Source organism: Halomonas sp. BC04 (assembly GCF_000568385.1).
The window spans coordinates 1-15,617 of the sequence record NZ_AZQX01000373.1 but is presented as its reverse complement, the minus strand read 5'-3'; the positions used below and the strand labels follow the sequence as shown (position 1 = coordinate 15,617).

Here is a 15,617-nt window from a genome sequence, read left to right as displayed (position 1 = left end):
GCGTGGTAATGGAACGTGTCGGTATCTTCGTCGATGTGCAGAATGTGTACTACACCACTCGGCAGGCCTTTGGCCGACACTTTGACTATCACGCATTCTGGTCGCGTTTTACTGCCGGTCGTGAAGTGGTCGTGGCCAACGCCTATGCCGTGGAGCGGGGCGATCCCAAGCAGCGTCAGTTCCAGAATATCCTGCGAGGCATTGGTTTCAGCGTGAAGCTGAAACCCTACATCCAGCGTAGCGACGGTTCGGCCAAGGGGGACTGGGACGTTGGCATCGCCTTGGATGCCATGGAGGCCGCCCCCGCGGTGGAACGGCTGGTACTCGTCTCCGGCGACGGCGATTTCGACTTGCTGGTAGAGCGAATCCGTCAGCGCTATGACATTCCCGTGGACGTGGTCGGAGTGGAACGCTTGACCGCCGACTCGCTGATACGCGCGGCCAGCCAGTTTATCGCCATCGACGCCTCTCTTCTCCGCTAGGCTATATCGCATCTCGTTGATATGCATCAACCCTTGCCCGCTATACTTTGACTAGGATGAAGACAGGGCGAGCCAATGTCGGCTGCCAGTGATGCAAACGGGGGATATCGTATGCGCTTTCACCAAGTGAAGGAGCTGGTGCATTGGGCGGCTGACTACCACGCCAGTCTTGCCAATCGGTACACGCAGTTAGCCGCCAGCGACGTGGATGACCGTGTGCGCATGGCGCTTGACTACCTGGCGGAGCGTGAGCGCAAGCAGCAGGCCGATCTCACCGGTTACCTGGATGATGGCAGCGATCACACCGCCGTGCTTGAGGCCTGGTTCGACGAGCCCAACGATTTCCCCCATGCGCCGGTGCTTGAACGTCTGCCCGAAGGGGTCGACAGTGAGAGTGTGCAAAGCGTACTGGCCACGGCGCTGACAGCACACCGAACGCTGCAGGATCTCTATGCACACCGCAGTGAACTGGCCGGGGGCAGCGACGAGAGAGCCTTCTTCGATGCCCTCGCTGCCGGGCATGAAGCGGAAGTACGGCGAATCGTCCGTGACATGCAGCGCCTCGAGGATTACTGAGCAACCAGGAGGAAGACCCCATGTCGGAACAGCTGTTATCTCCCAAGATGCTGGGCTACTGGACTCGAGAGCAACTGCATGATGCCCCGGACGAATCCGGTATCTACTGCGTATTTCGTGCTGCCAGGGATCCCGAGAGCGATGAAATGGACGTGCAGGAACTGCTCTATGTGGGCGAACACCGGAGTGCCCGCTATGGCCTGGAGCATCATGAGGATCACGACAAGTGGGAGGCCTTCCTGCAGCCGGGGGAGGAGATATGGTATGCCGTCGGGTTGGCCGGCCACGCCAATCGCGAGCGGCTGGCGGCGGCAATGATCAACGCCCATAAGCCCCGGTTCAATAACCATAGCGAGTATCGAGACCGCTTCCCCTTCGATGAGACCACCGTCCATATCTACGGCAAGAAACACAAGCTGCAGAGCATCTTTACCGTAGAGCGCCAGGACTGACCCTTCGACAGGCCACGATTCGCCCCGTGTCATCGTCCCGCTGGATTCCGCTCCGGCGGGACGATAGCTTGTAGCGAGCGTTCGCGGTGCCGAAGCGTCGGACCGTCGGATCCTCACATATACCCCGCCATACGCGGTACAATCTCTGCCTTTTGCCCTACGATTGGACCTTCCTAAGTGATCTCCACCGCCAATATCACCATGCAGTTCGGGGCCAAGCCCCTGTTCGAAAACGTTTCCATCAAGTTCGGCAACGGCCATCGCTATGGCTTGATCGGGGCCAACGGCTGCGGCAAGTCCACCTTCATGAAAATCCTGGGGGGCGACCTGGAGCCTCGTCCGGTCAGGTGATGATCGAGTCGGGCATTCGTCTGGGGAAACTGCGCCAGGACCAGTTCGCCTTCGAGGCCGAGCGGGTCATCAATACCGTCATCATGGGCAATCGCGAGCTGTGGCAGGTGGCGGCAGAACGGGAGCGCATCTACTCGTTGCCGGAGATGAGCGAAGCGGATGGCATGGCCGTAGCCGACCTGGAGGTTCGATTTGCCGAACTGGACGGCTATACCGCCGAATCCCGGGCCGGTGAGCTTCTCATGGGCCTCGGGATACCCATCGAGCAGCATGCCGGTCCCATGAGCGAAGTGGCGCCGGGCTGGAAGCTGCGTGTGCTGCTGGCACAGGCGCTCTTCTCCGATCCCGATGTGCTGCTTCTCGATGAGCCCACCAACCACCTTGATATCAATACCATCCGCTGGCTGGAAGGCGTGCTCACTGCCCGCAGCAGCACCATGATCATCATTTCCCATGATCGCCACTTCCTGAACAGCGTCTGCACCCACATGGCGGATCTGGACTATGGCGAGATCAAGCTGTTTCCCGGCAACTACGACGACTACATGACCGTTGCCACGGCGGCCCGCGAGCGCCAGTACGCCGATAACGCCAAGAAGAAGGCGCAGATCGCCGAACTGCAGACCTTCGTGAGCCGCTTCTCGGCCAACGCTTCCAAGGCCAAGCAGGCCACCTCCCGGGCGCGTCAGATCGAGAAGATCAAGCTGGAAGATATCAAGCCCTCCAGTCGTGTCAGCCCCTTCATTCGCTTCGAGCAGAGCAAGAAGATTCATCGCAACGCGGTCAATGTCGAGGCCTTGAGCCAGGGGTACGCCGGTGAGCCGTTGCTGTTCGAAGGGCTCTCCATGACCGTCGAGGCCGGAGAGCGCATCGCCATCATCGGCCCCAACGGCATCGGCAAGACCACACTGCTGCGGACTCTGGCCGGTGAGCTGCACCCGCAGGCCGGCGCAGTGCGCTGGACCGACAGTGCGGAGCTGGGAATCTTCGCCCAGGATCACACCATCGACTTTTCCAACGATGCGACGCTGTTCGAGTGGATGGCCCAGTGGAGCGATGGTGGTGAACAGGTGATTCGTGGTGCCCTGGGGCGCATGCTCTTCTCCAGTGACGACATCGAGAAGTCGGTGAAGGTCATCTCGGGCGGTGAGCAGGGGCGCATGCTGTTCGGCAAGCTAACGCTGACCCGCCCCAACGTGTTGCTGATGGACGAGCCCACCAACCACCTGGACATGGAGTCCATCGAGGCGCTCAACCTGGCACTGGAGCACTACCCCGGCACGCTGATATTCGTCAGCCATGATCGCGAGTTCGTCTCTTCGCTGGCCACCCGCATCCTCGACATGAGCTCCACCGGCATCGTCGATTTCACGGGGAGCTATGACGATTACCTGAGGAGCCAGGGGCTGCCCGGCTGACCAGCAAGGATGGATGGCAAAGCGAGAGAGAGGGGGGGGGCAGGAAAGTCCGAGGGGGGCGTGAGCGGCGGGGGCAAGCAGAAACCGAGACAGTGGCTAGGCTGACAGGGCAGGGCGCCACGGAGGCGTCAATTCCGGCTTCGCGCTTGCATCAGGCCAAGGAGGACCTCATGAGCTCCACTACCGACCGACATCCACGTCTACTGCCGTCCCTGGCTCCTCTGCTGGAAAACCCGCCGGGGCCCGGGGATGAGGCGCTGGAGGCGCATGCGTTGCTTGATGATGCGATTGCCGCCCGAGCGACCGACGTGCATCTTGATCCGGTTCAGGCCGAGTATCGAATCAGGTTGCGGATCGACGGAAGGGTCATTGATGCCATGCGCATGGATGCTGCCGGTGGCCTGCGACTGGCCAATCAGTTCAAGGTGCTCTCGGGGCTCAACCCCGTCCCCTCGAGGGTGAGCGCCGAGGGAGGGTTCAGCTGGCAAGGTGACGTCGACCGGGAGGTGTTTCTCCGTGTCACGGCGGTCAACTGCGTGGCAGGCGAAAAGCTGGCTATTCGCTTCCTGACGTCGCCACACTCCTTCCGCGATACGCTCGACCTGGGCATCGGCGAGCAAGCCGCCCAGGGCATACGTCGCTGGATGGATGCCACGGGAGGCATGCTGCTGGTGGCCGGCCCAACCGGGGCAGGCAAGACGACGACACTCTACACGCTGCTCAACCAGTTGCGCCTTTCCGACAGCCATGTGGTTACCCTGGAGGATCCTGTCGAGTACGAGATACCCGGCATCAACCAGATCCAGGTGGATGGCCACAGTGGCTGGACTTCGACACGGGTACACGCTCAGTACTGCGCCTTGACCCCGACTATGTGCTGATCGGAGAGGTGCGCAGTCCTGCCTCGGCGCAGGCGTGCCTGAATGTCGCCAGCAGTGGCAGGTCGCTCATGGGCACCCTGCACAGTCGAGATGCGGTGGGAGTGGTTTCCTCGTTGCGCCATCTCGAACTTACCGATGCGGAGATCAGTGCGAATCTGGGCATGGTGATAGCACAGAGACTGGTTCGCAGGCTATGTGAGCAGTGTCGCAGCCAAGGGGCGCCGGCATCCGAAGACATCGAGTGGCTTAAGGCTATCGGGTTACCCATACCCGAACGGGTCTGGCTGCCCACGGGCTGTCCGCATTGCAACGACCTTGGCTACCAAGGGCGCATTGGCGTATTCGAAGTGTGGCAATTGACCCCTGATGATCATGCCCGAATTCTGCGTCATGCCGACGAGGCGATACTGCGTCGCGCGCTGCTCGAGCGTGGCGAGGTGTTGATGCTCTCCGACGGCTTGGCCAAGGCGGAAGCCGGTGTCACCACACTGCGTGAGGTGCTGCGCATGGGGGCTATCCTCTCCCACTGACGTTGCTTGAATTCAGGTTGCTAAAGACAATGGCGCACCAGTTAAGTGCGCGCTTTTTTCCCCGGCTGCATCTTGGATAGCAGGACGGTGACACTTTGAGGGGCCAATGAAGCAGCAGAGGCAGCACCGGCTACATTTTTTTGCAGTTCTATTTCGACTGACAGCCGTGCAGCGGATAGGCTATAACAACGCCATAAGGCCTGATTTCCGCTTTCTTCTTCTCCTGTGAGGAGCCGATGACCTCTGTCTCTCGACGCCATTTCGGCCTGCTTGCCCTGTCAGCGCCATTCGTGATGCTGCTACCCAACAGCGCCCGGGCCAATTTGATCGAAACCCTGCTCGTGCGTGCCCAGGTTCCGCGTCATGACGATGAACTCTGGGTACTGGTTGAAGACGAGCGGGCCGTGCTCTCCGTCTTTCGCGGCAATGCACTGGTCGAGCGTTTCGCTCCGATCTCGCTGGGCAGGGCCGGCGCCAAGCCTGAACGGTTACAGGGCGGCAATGTGACGCCAATGGGCGAATTTCGCGTCAATCGCTTCAATAACGAGAGTGATTGGCACATCTTCATCGGCCTTGACTACCCGACGCGTCCCACGCGCGCATGGCCCTTGAATCAGGGCTTTACACCGAACGAGATTACGAAGATTATTTCGCGTACTATCGGCGCCACGGCTATCCACCGCAGCAGACCGTGCTGGGTGGCTTTATCGGTATCCATGGCCTAGGTGGGGCAGACCCTGATGTGCATGCCAGTTACCACTGGACTCAGGGGTGTGTAGCGGTGACGAACGAGCAGATCGAAAGGCTATCCGAGCTAATCGGGATTGGCACTCGCGTCGTGATCCGCTAGGCTCAAGATGCGTAAGGGACGTTTCGAGCTATGGACAAGCGCCGTAAGGTATTATAAAACAGCGTTTGACTCCTGTGCTTGGCAGCAGTCGCTGCAAGAATCCTGCATTTGCAGGATAGCCTGATCTCAGGCTTCATTAACGCCGCTGTACTAACCCGTGCAGTACCAAGGAAGACTCAAGGAGAACACCATGACTCTGAAGACCACCCTGAAGCTCACCGCCGCTGCAGCATCCATGGCTATTCTGGCCGGTTGTGCTACCAACGCTGCTCTGGATGAAGTTCGCCAGACTGCTGAATCTGCCCAGGCTGATGCCGCCGAAGCTCGCAGCATCGCGACCCAGGCTCAGAACACTGCCAACCAGGCACAGCGTGACGCCCAGGCGGCTCTGCAGATGTCCGAGCAGAACCGCGAAGAAATGAACCGCATGTTCCAGCGCTCCATGCAGAAGTAATTCTGCCGGAGTGCCGGTATCACCCGTCTGGGTGATGGCGGTTCTGCAGTATGAGAAAACCCCGCTTCGGCGGGGTTTTCTCGTTACTCTTGTCGTGACTCTTGTGGCAGCGTCGCGTTACCGCTGGCCGATCTCCAGCTCGGAAAAGAGCCCTTCCCGCTGGGTGACCTCCAGCTCTGAGAACAAGCCTTCTTCAATACCATCCAGGCTCGGGGCCGGTGGAGTCGGCTCCTCGTCGGCGACCATCAACAGCGAAACCATCTGGCCGTTCGGGTTCTCGACGACGCGACGAAGCTGAGCATAGTCCACCGGCGGTTTCTCCTCGCCGAAGGTCTTGGCGACCACTTCAATGGCGTTGAGAATCGGCTCGAAGTTTCCCAGGTTTTCTTCGAGCTGTGGGAAGGACTGGGCGTAAAGAATGCCGTCGGCAGACCAGGCCGCCTTGAAGGGCTGGTCGATGATGTTGACCTTCGTGCCGCTGGGCACTCGCTCATACAACGACTCGATATCTTCCGGGAACATCCGGATACAGCCGCGGCTGGCCCGCATGCCGACTCCATCGGGCATGTTGGTCCCATGAATCAGATAGCTCGGCAGCCCCAGCAGGATGGCGTGTCGTCCCAGGGGGTTGTCGGGCCCTGGCGGCACCACTGCCGGCGCTGGCTCACCTCTTGCGGCAGCTTCCTCGCGCATGGAGCGAGGCGGTGACCAGTGCGGGTCCTTGACCTTGACGGTGGTTCTCGTCACGCCGACCGGTGTGGCGAAGCCGTCACGGCCCACGCTGATGGGGTAGGTTTCTACTACCTCGTCGCTGGAGTAGTAGTAGAGACGCAGCTCGGAGAGGTTGATGACGATCCCTTCCCGCGGGGCGTCGGGCAGGATGTGCTTCGCTGGAATGACCACTTCGGTACCGGCAAAGGGCGCCCAGATGCTGACATCCGGATTCGCCATGCGGATCTCGTCATAGCCCACATTGTGTCGGCGTCCAATGTCGATCAGGGTCTCCCCCTCCTCGACGATAACGGTGTAGGCCTTGCCGATCACGTTGCCCTCTTCGGGCAACAGGAAGTGGCCGCGGGGCAGCGTCATTTCCTCATCGGGCTCATCGGCAAACGCCGGAGCCGCGAGCAGGGCAACAAGGCCGAAGAGCGCGGTGGCGCGCAATGTACGTCTGGCCAGTGTCGGGTTTTTCATCAACGTCTTGATCTCGTGGAGAGTCGCCTGCAGTCGGGTGGGAAGCACCCGGCACCCTGCAGGGCGACGGTTCAGGCGTCCTGGCAGACCGCCAGTGATGCCGGTTCGTGTCTTGGGTTGCGAAGTCGAGTACACGTGTCGATAGTATAGCGCCCCGAGGTGTATCGGGGAGTCCCCCGTGGAAAACAAACCTGGACGGGGCGCATCGCCTCAGGCCGCGGCTACCTTGCGGTTGAGCACTTCGAGTAACTGCTCGATGGCGTGGAAGCGGGCCTCCTCCGTTTCCATTTCCAGCGTGAAGCGCAGCGTATCGGCGCCGTCGAGGCGATAGCACTCCGGGGACTTCTGGATCAGCTGTACCAGGGTCAGTGGGTCGACCCGGGTCTGCGCGCCGAAGACCAGGCGGCCCTTGGTGGCACCGGCTTCGAGACGCACGATGCCCAGGCGCTCGGCCCGCTGGCGCAGCTTGGTCTGTCTCAGCAGCGTCTTCACCGGCGCCGGAAGCAGCCCGAAGCGGTCGATCATCTCCACCTGCAGCTCCTTCAGGTCGGCCTCGGTCTCGGCACTGGCGATACGCTTGTACATGACCAGGCGCTGCTGTACATCGGGAAGATAGGCTTCGGGAATCAGCGCCGGAAGGTTGAGGCTCACCTCCACGCCCTGGTCCAGCGGGGCGTCGATGTTCGGCGTCTTGCCGGCACGTATGGCGGCCACGGCGCGGTCCAGCATCTGCATGTAGAGCCCATAGCCGATCGCCTCCATCTGGCCGCTCTGCTCCTCGCCGAGCAGCTCACCGGCGCCCCGGATCTCCATGTCGTGGCTGGCCAGGGTGAAACCGGCTCCGAGGTCCTCGGCCCCGGCAATCGCCTCCAGGCGCTTGGCCGCGTCACGGGTCATGGTGCGCGGGGGTGGGGCGAGCAGGTAGGCATAGGCCTGGTGGTGGCTGCGGCCGACACGGCCGCGCAGCTGGTGGAGCTGTGCCAGGCCGAAGCGGTCGGCGCGCTCGATGACGATGGTATTGGCGCTGGGAACATCGATCCCGGTCTCGATGATGGTGGAGCAGACCAGCACATTGAAGCGCTTGTGGTAGAAATCGGACATGACCCGCTCAAGCGCGCGTTCGGGCAACTGGCCATGGGCCACGGCCACCCGCGCCTCGGGCACCAGCTCGCGCACCTTCTCGGCGGCGATCTCGATGGTCTTGACCTCGTTGTGCAGGAAGTAGACCTGGCCGCCGCGGAGTATCTCGCGCAGGATCGCCTCCTTGATCACCGACTCGTCGCGCTGCTGGACGAAGGTCTTTACCGACAGGCGGCGAGCCGGGGGGGTGGCGATGATCGAGAGGTCGCGGATACCGCTCATGGCCATGTTCAGGGTGCGGGGAATGGGCGTGGCCGTCAGCGTCAGGATGTCCACCTCGGCACGCAAGTTCTTGAGCCGCTCCTTCTGGGTGACCCCGAAGCGGTGCTCCTCGTCGATGATCAGAAGCCCCATGTTGGGCAGCTTCATCGACTTCGACAGCAGCTTGTGGGTGCCGATGACGATATCGGCCTTGCCGGACTCGATGCGCTGGAGTGATTCGGCCTGGCCCTTGCCGGCGGTGAAGCGCGAGATCAACTCGATCTGCACGGCGGTATCGGCGAAGCGATCGCGGAAGTTCTCGTAGTGCTGGCGGGCAAGCAGGGTGGTCGGCACCAGTACCACCACCTGTCGTCCCGACTGTACGGCAAGGAAGGCGGCACGCATGGCGACTTCCGTCTTGCCGAAGCCGACGTCGCCACAGACCACGCGATCCATGGGACGAGGTGCCGTCATGTCGCCGATGACCGCGGCGATGGCGGCGCGCTGGTCCGGGGTCTCCTCGAAGGGGAAGCTGGCGGCGAAGCGGCTGTACTCCTCATCCGGCGGGGCGCAGGCAAAGCCTTCGCGGGCCTCCCGGCGGGCATAGACGTCGAGCAGCTCGGCGGCCGTGTCGCGGATTTTCTCGGCGGCGCGGCGACGTGCCTTGTCCCAGTGGTCGGAGCCGAGCCGGTGCAGGGGGGCCAGCTCATCGTCGGCACCGGCGTATCGCGAGATCAGGTGCAGGCTGTCCACGGGCACATAGAGCTTGGCCCCTTCGGCGTACTCCAGCGAGACGAATTCGGCTGCCTGGCCGCCGGCTTCCAGGGTTTCCAGGCCGCGGTAGCGGCCGACACCGTGGGTCTGGTGGACGACGGGGGCACCGGGACGCAGCTCGGAGAGATGGCGCACCGCCAGTTCGTTGGCATCGGTGGCCTTTTCCCGGCGACGGCTCTGGCGCACCACGTCGCCGAGCAGCTCGGTTTCGCTGATCACGGCGAGGTCGGGGTGCTCGAGCCAAAGGCCGGCGTCGATCTCGCCTTCGGTAATCGCCAGTCGCCTGTCGTCGGCCAGGAAGCTGCTGAAACCGGCCACATGGGGCAGCTCGAGATGCAGCGGGGCCAGGGTCTCCTCCAGCGCTTCTCGACGCCCACGGGATTCGGCGACGAACAGCGTCCGGGTGGCGGGATTTTGGGCCAGGAAGTCTTCGAGTGCAGCCAGTGGCTGCTTCGCCCGTGCATTGATGGGTACCGATGGCGGCGTCCGGGCTGCCGGCTGCAGGGCATGGCGGTGGTCGGGGTCGTCGGTGAGCTCGACGCGTGGATGCCGTTTGAAGGCGGCAAAGGCCTCGGTGACCGGGACGAAGGCGCGATGGGGTGGCAGCAGGGGGCGGGTCGGGTCGACGCCGAGATTCTCATAGCGGCTCTCGATGGCCGCCCAGTGATGCTCTGCCGCATCGAACACGCCGGGCAGCAGTGCCACACGGGTGCCCTCGGCCAAGTGTTCGAACAGGGTCGCGGTTTCCTCGAAGAACAGCGGCAGGTACTGCTCCAGTCCGGGTGAGGGGATGCCCTTGAGCGCATCGACATAGAGCGGGCACTGGCGCGGGTCCACATCGAACAGGGTCTCGAATCCCTCGCGAAAGCAGGCGATGGCCGAGCGTGCCAGCGAATATTCGTGCGCCGGCAGCAGTTCCACGCCATCGACCTTGTCCCGGCTGCGCTGCGTGTCCGGGTCGAAGTGTCTCAGCGTATCGATCTCGTCATCGAACAGGTCGATGCGCAGCGGCGATTCGCTGCCCATGGGAAAGAGGTCGATCAGGGCGCCGCGCAGGGCGTACTCACCGGGCTCGTAGACGGTCTCGACCGCCCGGTAACCCGCCCGGGACAGGCTTTCGCGGAAGCCCTCCCGGTCGAGGCGCATGCCCACTTTCAGCGTCAGCACGCGGCCGGCGATGTACTCGACCGGGGGCAGTCGCTGCATCAGGGTGTTGATGGCTACCAGAACGATGCCGTGCATGCCGTCCTGCAGCCGGCGCAGGGTACGCAGCCGTGCCGAGACGATGTCCTGATGGGGTGAAAAGCTGTCGTAGGGCAGGGTTTCCCAGTCGGGAAAGGGCAGTACCGGGGTGGTGGAGAAGAAGCGCAGGTCGTTCTCGAGGCGCTGGGCGCCGGCGGTATCGGCCGTTACCACCAGCAGGGGAGCGTCCTCGGCGAGATGAGCCAGGGCCAGGGCGGTGCCGCTGCCGGGAGGGGTGTGCCAGAAGAGGGTGTCACGAACCCCCCCGGGGCGTGGTGGATCGAGCAGTGAGAAATGGGACATGGTGTCGTCAGGCACTATCGTTGGGCTCTCTGGTCGGGCCGATGGAACGGGCTGGGTGCGAGTGTCGAGCCCGCGCGCGGCCTCGGGGTCGATATCTGGGAGGAATCATACCAGCCCGAGGATTCCCTTGTAGTCAACCCGCCATTTCTGTAATCCCCCTACAGCGCCTGCGACCATCCTGCGATTGCTCCGCCCGGTGGCTGACGTGATAATGCGTATGAATTCCAGATCATCAGAGAGGCTTCACGTGAGTCAGCAACCCCTCGACACCGTTTTTCAGGCTTGGCACGATAACCAGGCCCTCGCCGAGCAGATGATTCCGCTGATCGGCAGCCTGTATCGTCACAACAATGTGGTCACCACCCTGTATGGTCGGTCGCTGTTCAACCGTTCGGTGATTCGCATCCTGAAGGACCATCGCTTTGTCAGGAAGGTCGAGGGGACGGAGCTCTCCGTTCAGGATACGTTCCCGCTGGTCCAGGCCATGACCGAACTCAACCTGGGCCCCGCCCATGTGGATGTGGGCAAGCTGGGCGTGGCCTTCAAGCAGCGCGGAGGGGGCGATGCCAAGGCCTTCCTGCGTGAAGAGCTCAGCGAGATCGTCGATCGCCGCAATGCCAACGGCAGCAACGGTGAGTCGAAAGATGTCGTGCTCTACGGCTTCGGTCGCATTGGCCGGATCCTGGCGCGTGTATTGGTCGAGAAGGCCGGTGGCGGCAACCTGCTGCGCCTGCGCGCCATCGTCGTGCGAGGTCGTGGCGATATCGCCAAGGACCTCGAGAAACGCGCCAGCCTGCTGCGTCGCGACTCCGTGCACGGGCCCTTCGATGGCACCATCAGCGTGGACGTCGAGGCGCGCACCATCACCGCCAATGGCAACGTCATTCAGGTGATCTACGCCGATTCGCCGGCCGAAGTCGACTACACCGTCTACGGCATCAGCAATGCCGTGGTGGTGGACAACACGGGCATCTGGCGCGACGAGGCGGGCCTGGGCCAGCACCTGCAGTGCAAGGGGGCCGCCAAGGCGCTGTTGACCGCGCCGGGCAAGGGCGACATCAAGAACATCGTCTTCGGCATCAACGATGGCGATATCAGCGCCGAGGATACCATCCTGTCTGCGGCGTCCTGCACCACCAACGCCATCGTGCCGGTGCTCAAGGTGCTCAACGACGAGTATGGCATCGAGCACGGCCACGTCGAGACGGTACATGCCTACACCAACGACCAGAACCTGATCGACAACTACCACAAGGGCGATCGTCGCGGTCGCAGTGCGCCGCTCAACATGGTGCTGACCGAAACCGGCGCCGCCAAGGCCGTGGCCAAGGCGCTGCCCGAACTCGGCGGCAAGCTGACGGGCAACGCCATTCGTGTGCCGACGCCCAACGTCTCCATGGCGATCCTCAACCTGACCCTGGAGAAGGAAACCGACGCCGAGGCCCTCAACGACTACCTGCGCCGCATGTCCATCGACTCTGCCTACCAGAAGCAGATCGACTACGTGGATTCGCCGGAGGTGGTCTCCTCCGACTTCGTCGGCAACCGCCATGCCGGCATCGTCGATGCCAAGGCCACCATCGCCAATGGCCGCCACGCGGTGCTCTACGTCTGGTACGACAATGAGTTCGGCTACAGCTGCCAGGTGGTGCGCATCCTGCAGCACATCTCCAACGTGCACTTCCTCAAGCTGCCCCGCGCCCGGGCCTGAGCCCCGCAGGAGCGAAGTCGACCATTCCCGACCCCTGAGGTCGGGAATGCCATGACGCAGGTCATCTTTGCCTCACCTGCGTCGGCACCCCTCCTGTGCCGACGCACTCTCCGCCAGGCCGCGCGGCGGCTCGGTATGAGCCTCTTTCAAAGCCTTCCGGACCCTTCGCCCGCCGCGCGTTGCGTCCCTTCTTCGGTGGTTTGCGACCATAGGTCGTGTGGCCTTTGAGCACGCTTGTCTTTATAATACCGTGGATTTTTCGGGGTGGTTCGAGCATGTCTCGGGCCTGACTGGTAACGTACTGACGCCAATAAGAATTCGAATCCATTCGAACCCCTTTCCTTCGTATATCCGATCCATCAACTGGGCGAGACTATGATCGAAGTCAAGAAAGGCCTGGATCTCCCCATCATGGGGGCGCCCGAGCCGCGTATCGACGATGCGCGGCCGGTGAGCCACGTGGCAATCCTGGGTACCGACTACGTTGGCATGAAGCCGACCATGGAGGTCCGGGAAGGGGACAAGGTGAAACTGGGTCAACTGCTCTTCACCGACAAGAAAATCGAGGGCGTGCGCTTCACGGCACCGGCTGCCGGCGAAGTCGTCGCCATCAATCGCGGAGAGAAGCGCAAGCTGCTCTCGGTGGTCATCAAGGTCGACGAGACCGAGGAGGCGGTGTCGTTCACCGCTCATGGTCGCGACAAGCTCGAGAGCCTGGAGCGCCAGGCCGTGGTCGACCAGCTGGTCGAGTCGGGGATGTGGACCGCGTTGCGGACTCGCCCCTATTCGCGTAGCCCGGCCCTCGACAGCGTGCCGACCGATATCTTCGTGACCGCCATCGACACCCATCCACTCTGTCCGGATCCTGCCGGAATCATCAACGAGCAGCCGGAAGCCTTCGAGGACGGCCTCAAGGTGCTGGCGCGCCTGACCGAGGGAAAGGTCTACCTCTGCACCGCCCCGGAAGCAAAGATCCCCGGTGGCAACGTTGACGGCGTGCAGGTAGAGACCTTCTCCGGCCCCCATCCTGCCGGCCTCGTCGGGACCCATATTCACTTCCTGTCGCCGGTCGCCCTGCACAAGCGGGTGTGGCACATCGGCTATCAGGATGTGATCGCCTTCGGCAAGCTGTTCGTCGAGGGCAAGCTCGACATGAGCCGCATCGTCGCAGTGGGTGGCCCCCGTGCCGAGAGTCCTCGCTTGCTGCGGACCCGCATCGGGGCCAGCACCGAAGAACTGCTGGCCGGTGAAGTCATCGAGCCCGATGAGACGCGTGTGATCTCCGGCTCGGTGTTTTCCGGCTTCGCCTGTGAAGGATCGCTGCGCTACCTGGGTCGCTTCCACAACCAGTTCACCATGCTGGAAGAGGGCAACAAGCGCCAGTTCATGGGCTGGTTGTCCCCAGGTGCCAACCGGCATTCGGTCATGGGTATCTATGTGTCGAAGTTAACGGGGCTGCGCAACTACGCTCCCACGACGTCGACCAACGGCTCCGAGCGTGCCATGGTGCCCGTCGGGGTCTACGAAGAGCTGATGCCCCTGGATATCCTGCCGACCCAGCTGCTGCGATCCCTGATCGTCGGCGACATCGAGGTGGCCATGCAGCTCGGATGCCTGGAGCTGGATGAAGAGGACCTGGCCCTGTGCACCTACGCGTGCCCCGGCAAGTATGAATACGGTCCCATCCTGCGTGACAACCTCACCATGATCGAGAAAGAGGCCTGATGATGGGTATCCGACAGACACTCGACAATCTCGAGCCGCATTTCCACAAGGGTGGCAAGTACGAGAAGATGTATCCGCTGTTTGAAGCGGTGGACACCATCTTCTATGCGCCGCCCAGCGTGGCCAAGACCACCGCACACGTGCGTGACGGGATCGACCTCAAGCGCATCATGATCACGGTCTGGGCCTGCACCTTCCCGGCCATGTTCTTCGGTATGTGGAACGCAGGCTGGCAGTCCAACATGGCGATTGCCGAAGGCTACGCCTCCATGGCGGGCTGGCGCGAGGCGATCATGATGACGCTGACCGCGGGCCATGATCCGGGCAGCTTCTGGTCGAACATCGTGCTGGGTGCCACCTACTTCCTGCCGATCTATCTGGTGACCTTCGTGGTCGGCGGGTTCTGGGAAGTGCTCTTCGCCGTCAAGCGTGGCCACGAGGTCAACGAAGGTTTCTTCGTCTCCTCGGTGCTCTACGCACTGATCCTGCCGGTGGATATCCCGCTGTGGCAGGTCGCACTCGGTATCACCTTCGGTATCGTCATCGGCAAGGAGATCTTTGGCGGCACCGGCAAGAACTTCCTCAACCCGGCACTGACGGGCCGTGCTTTCCTCTACTTCGCCTACCCGGCGCAGATCTCGGGTGATGCGGTGTGGGTGGCGGCCGATGGCTACACGGGCGCCACGGCCCTCTCCCTGGCCTTCCAGGAGGGCATGGCCGCACTGACCGCCGAGTTCAGCTGGTGGGACGCCTTCCTCGGCTTCATGCCGGGCTCGATCGGTGAGACGTCCACGCTGGCCATCTTCCTCGGTGCGGCGGTGCTGCTGTGGACCAAGATCGCCTCGTGGCGAATCATGCTCGGGGTATTCCTCGGCATGGTGGCGACCAGCGCGCTGTTCAACCTGATCGGCTCCGATACCAACCCCATGTTCGCCATGCCCTGGTACTGGCACCTGGTGATCGGCGGCTTCGCCTTCGGTATGGTCTTCATGGCCACCGACCCGGTGTCCGCCTCCATGACCAACCAGGGAAGGCTGATCTTTGGCGCCCTGATCGGTGTCATGACCGTACTGATCCGTGTGGTCAACCCGGCCTTCCCCGAGGGCATCATGTTGGCGATCCTGTTTGCCAACCTGTTCGCGCCGTTGATCGATCACTTCTTTGTTCAGGCCAACATCAAGCGCCGCTTGCAGCGCACCGGTGTGCCGGCCGAGGAGACTGCCTGATGGCAAAGAGCAATAACTCCATCAAGAAGATCCTGACGGTGGCGTTCGCACTCTGCATCGTGTGTTCGGTCATCGTCTCGACCGCCGCGGTGGCACTGCGTCCCATG

The 15,617-nt window shown here is 62.5% G+C and carries 9 protein-coding genes and 4 pseudogenes; 11 read left to right on the top strand and 2 right to left on the bottom strand.

The window, feature by feature from the left end:
- The first annotated feature begins 8 nt into the window (after window positions 1-8).
- From Q427_RS25085 to Q427_RS25055, 7 genes and pseudogenes are all read left to right on the top strand, one after another.
- Window positions 9-482, top strand: a complete 474-nt coding sequence (locus Q427_RS25085; protein ID WP_043518092.1) for a LabA-like NYN domain-containing protein — start codon at window positions 9-11, stop codon at window positions 480-482.
- Window positions 483-593: 111 nt separating this feature from the next.
- On the top strand, window positions 594-1,058 hold the full coding sequence (locus tag Q427_RS25080) for a hypothetical protein (RefSeq protein WP_043518091.1): 465 nt from the start codon (window positions 594-596) through the stop codon (window positions 1,056-1,058).
- A 20-nt stretch (window positions 1,059-1,078) separates the two neighbouring features.
- A complete protein-coding gene (locus tag Q427_RS25075) occupies window positions 1,079-1,510 on the top strand; it encodes a hypothetical protein (RefSeq protein WP_043518090.1) in 432 nt (143 codons plus the stop codon).
- A gap of 177 nt (window positions 1,511-1,687) precedes the next feature.
- Window positions 1,688-3,279: pseudogene (locus Q427_RS25070) on the top strand (ABC-F family ATPase).
- 170 nt (window positions 3,280-3,449) lie between these two features.
- Window positions 3,450-4,690, top strand: a pseudogene (locus Q427_RS37155) (GspE/PulE family protein).
- A gap of 236 nt (window positions 4,691-4,926) precedes the next feature.
- Window positions 4,927-5,540 (top strand): annotated as a pseudogene (locus Q427_RS25060) (L,D-transpeptidase family protein).
- Window positions 5,541-5,730: 190 nt separating this feature from the next.
- Window positions 5,731-5,994, top strand: a complete 264-nt coding sequence (locus Q427_RS25055; RefSeq protein WP_043518089.1) for an Lpp/OprI family alanine-zipper lipoprotein — start codon at window positions 5,731-5,733, stop codon at window positions 5,992-5,994.
- A 117-nt stretch (window positions 5,995-6,111) separates the two neighbouring features.
- Here Q427_RS25055 and Q427_RS25050 read toward each other — a convergent pair whose 3' ends face one another.
- Window positions 6,112-7,188 carry a L,D-transpeptidase family protein gene (locus Q427_RS25050; RefSeq protein WP_043518088.1) on the bottom strand — a complete coding sequence of 359 codons (1,077 nt, stop codon included), beginning with the start codon at window positions 7,186-7,188 and terminating at the stop codon, window positions 6,112-6,114.
- A 210-nt stretch (window positions 7,189-7,398) separates the two neighbouring features.
- The gene (gene mfd, locus Q427_RS25045) at window positions 7,399-10,848 is read right to left on the bottom strand and encodes a transcription-repair coupling factor (RefSeq protein WP_051496692.1); all 3,450 of its coding nucleotides are present in this window, start codon (window positions 10,846-10,848) and stop codon (window positions 7,399-7,401) included.
- Window positions 10,849-11,095: 247 nt separating this feature from the next.
- Between mfd and Q427_RS25040 the strand changes: the two genes are divergently transcribed.
- From Q427_RS25040 to Q427_RS31685, 4 genes and pseudogenes are all read left to right on the top strand, one after another.
- Window positions 11,096-12,559: a glyceraldehyde-3-phosphate dehydrogenase gene (locus Q427_RS25040; RefSeq protein ID WP_043518086.1), complete on the top strand. Its 1,464-nt coding sequence runs from the start codon at window positions 11,096-11,098 to the stop codon at window positions 12,557-12,559.
- Window positions 12,560-12,934: 375 nt separating this feature from the next.
- On the top strand, window positions 12,935-14,284 hold the full coding sequence (locus tag Q427_RS25035) for a Na(+)-translocating NADH-quinone reductase subunit A (protein WP_043518085.1): 1,350 nt from the start codon (window positions 12,935-12,937) through the stop codon (window positions 14,282-14,284).
- A complete protein-coding gene (locus tag Q427_RS25030) occupies window positions 14,284-15,510 on the top strand; it encodes an NADH:ubiquinone reductase (Na(+)-transporting) subunit B (protein WP_043518084.1) in 1,227 nt (408 codons plus the stop codon). Before Q427_RS25035 ends, Q427_RS25030 begins: the two co-directional genes overlap by 1 nt.
- A pseudogene (locus tag Q427_RS31685) lies at window positions 15,510-15,617 on the top strand (Na(+)-translocating NADH-quinone reductase subunit C); the annotation flags it as partial. The gene Q427_RS25030 and the pseudogene Q427_RS31685, both read left to right, overlap by 1 nt.

Bases quoted from the DNA above. Each gene is read 5' to 3' on its own strand.
- Q427_RS25085 (WP_043518092.1), top strand. From the start codon at position 9: ATGGAACGTGTCGGTATCTTCGTCGATGTGCAGAATGTGTACTACACC.
- mfd (WP_051496692.1), bottom strand. From the start codon at position 10,848: ATGTCCCATTTCTCACTGCTCGATCCACCACGCCCCGGGGGGGTTCGT.
- Q427_RS25030 (WP_043518084.1), top strand. From the start codon at position 14,284: ATGATGGGTATCCGACAGACACTCGACAATCTCGAGCCGCATTTCCAC.
- Q427_RS25035 (WP_043518085.1), top strand. From the start codon at position 12,935: ATGATCGAAGTCAAGAAAGGCCTGGATCTCCCCATCATGGGGGCGCCC.
- Q427_RS25050 (WP_043518088.1), bottom strand. From the start codon at position 7,188: ATGAAAAACCCGACACTGGCCAGACGTACATTGCGCGCCACCGCGCTC.
- Q427_RS25080 (WP_043518091.1), top strand. From the start codon at position 594: ATGCGCTTTCACCAAGTGAAGGAGCTGGTGCATTGGGCGGCTGACTAC.
- Q427_RS25055 (WP_043518089.1), top strand. From the start codon at position 5,731: ATGACTCTGAAGACCACCCTGAAGCTCACCGCCGCTGCAGCATCCATG.
- Q427_RS25075 (WP_043518090.1), top strand. From the start codon at position 1,079: ATGTCGGAACAGCTGTTATCTCCCAAGATGCTGGGCTACTGGACTCGA.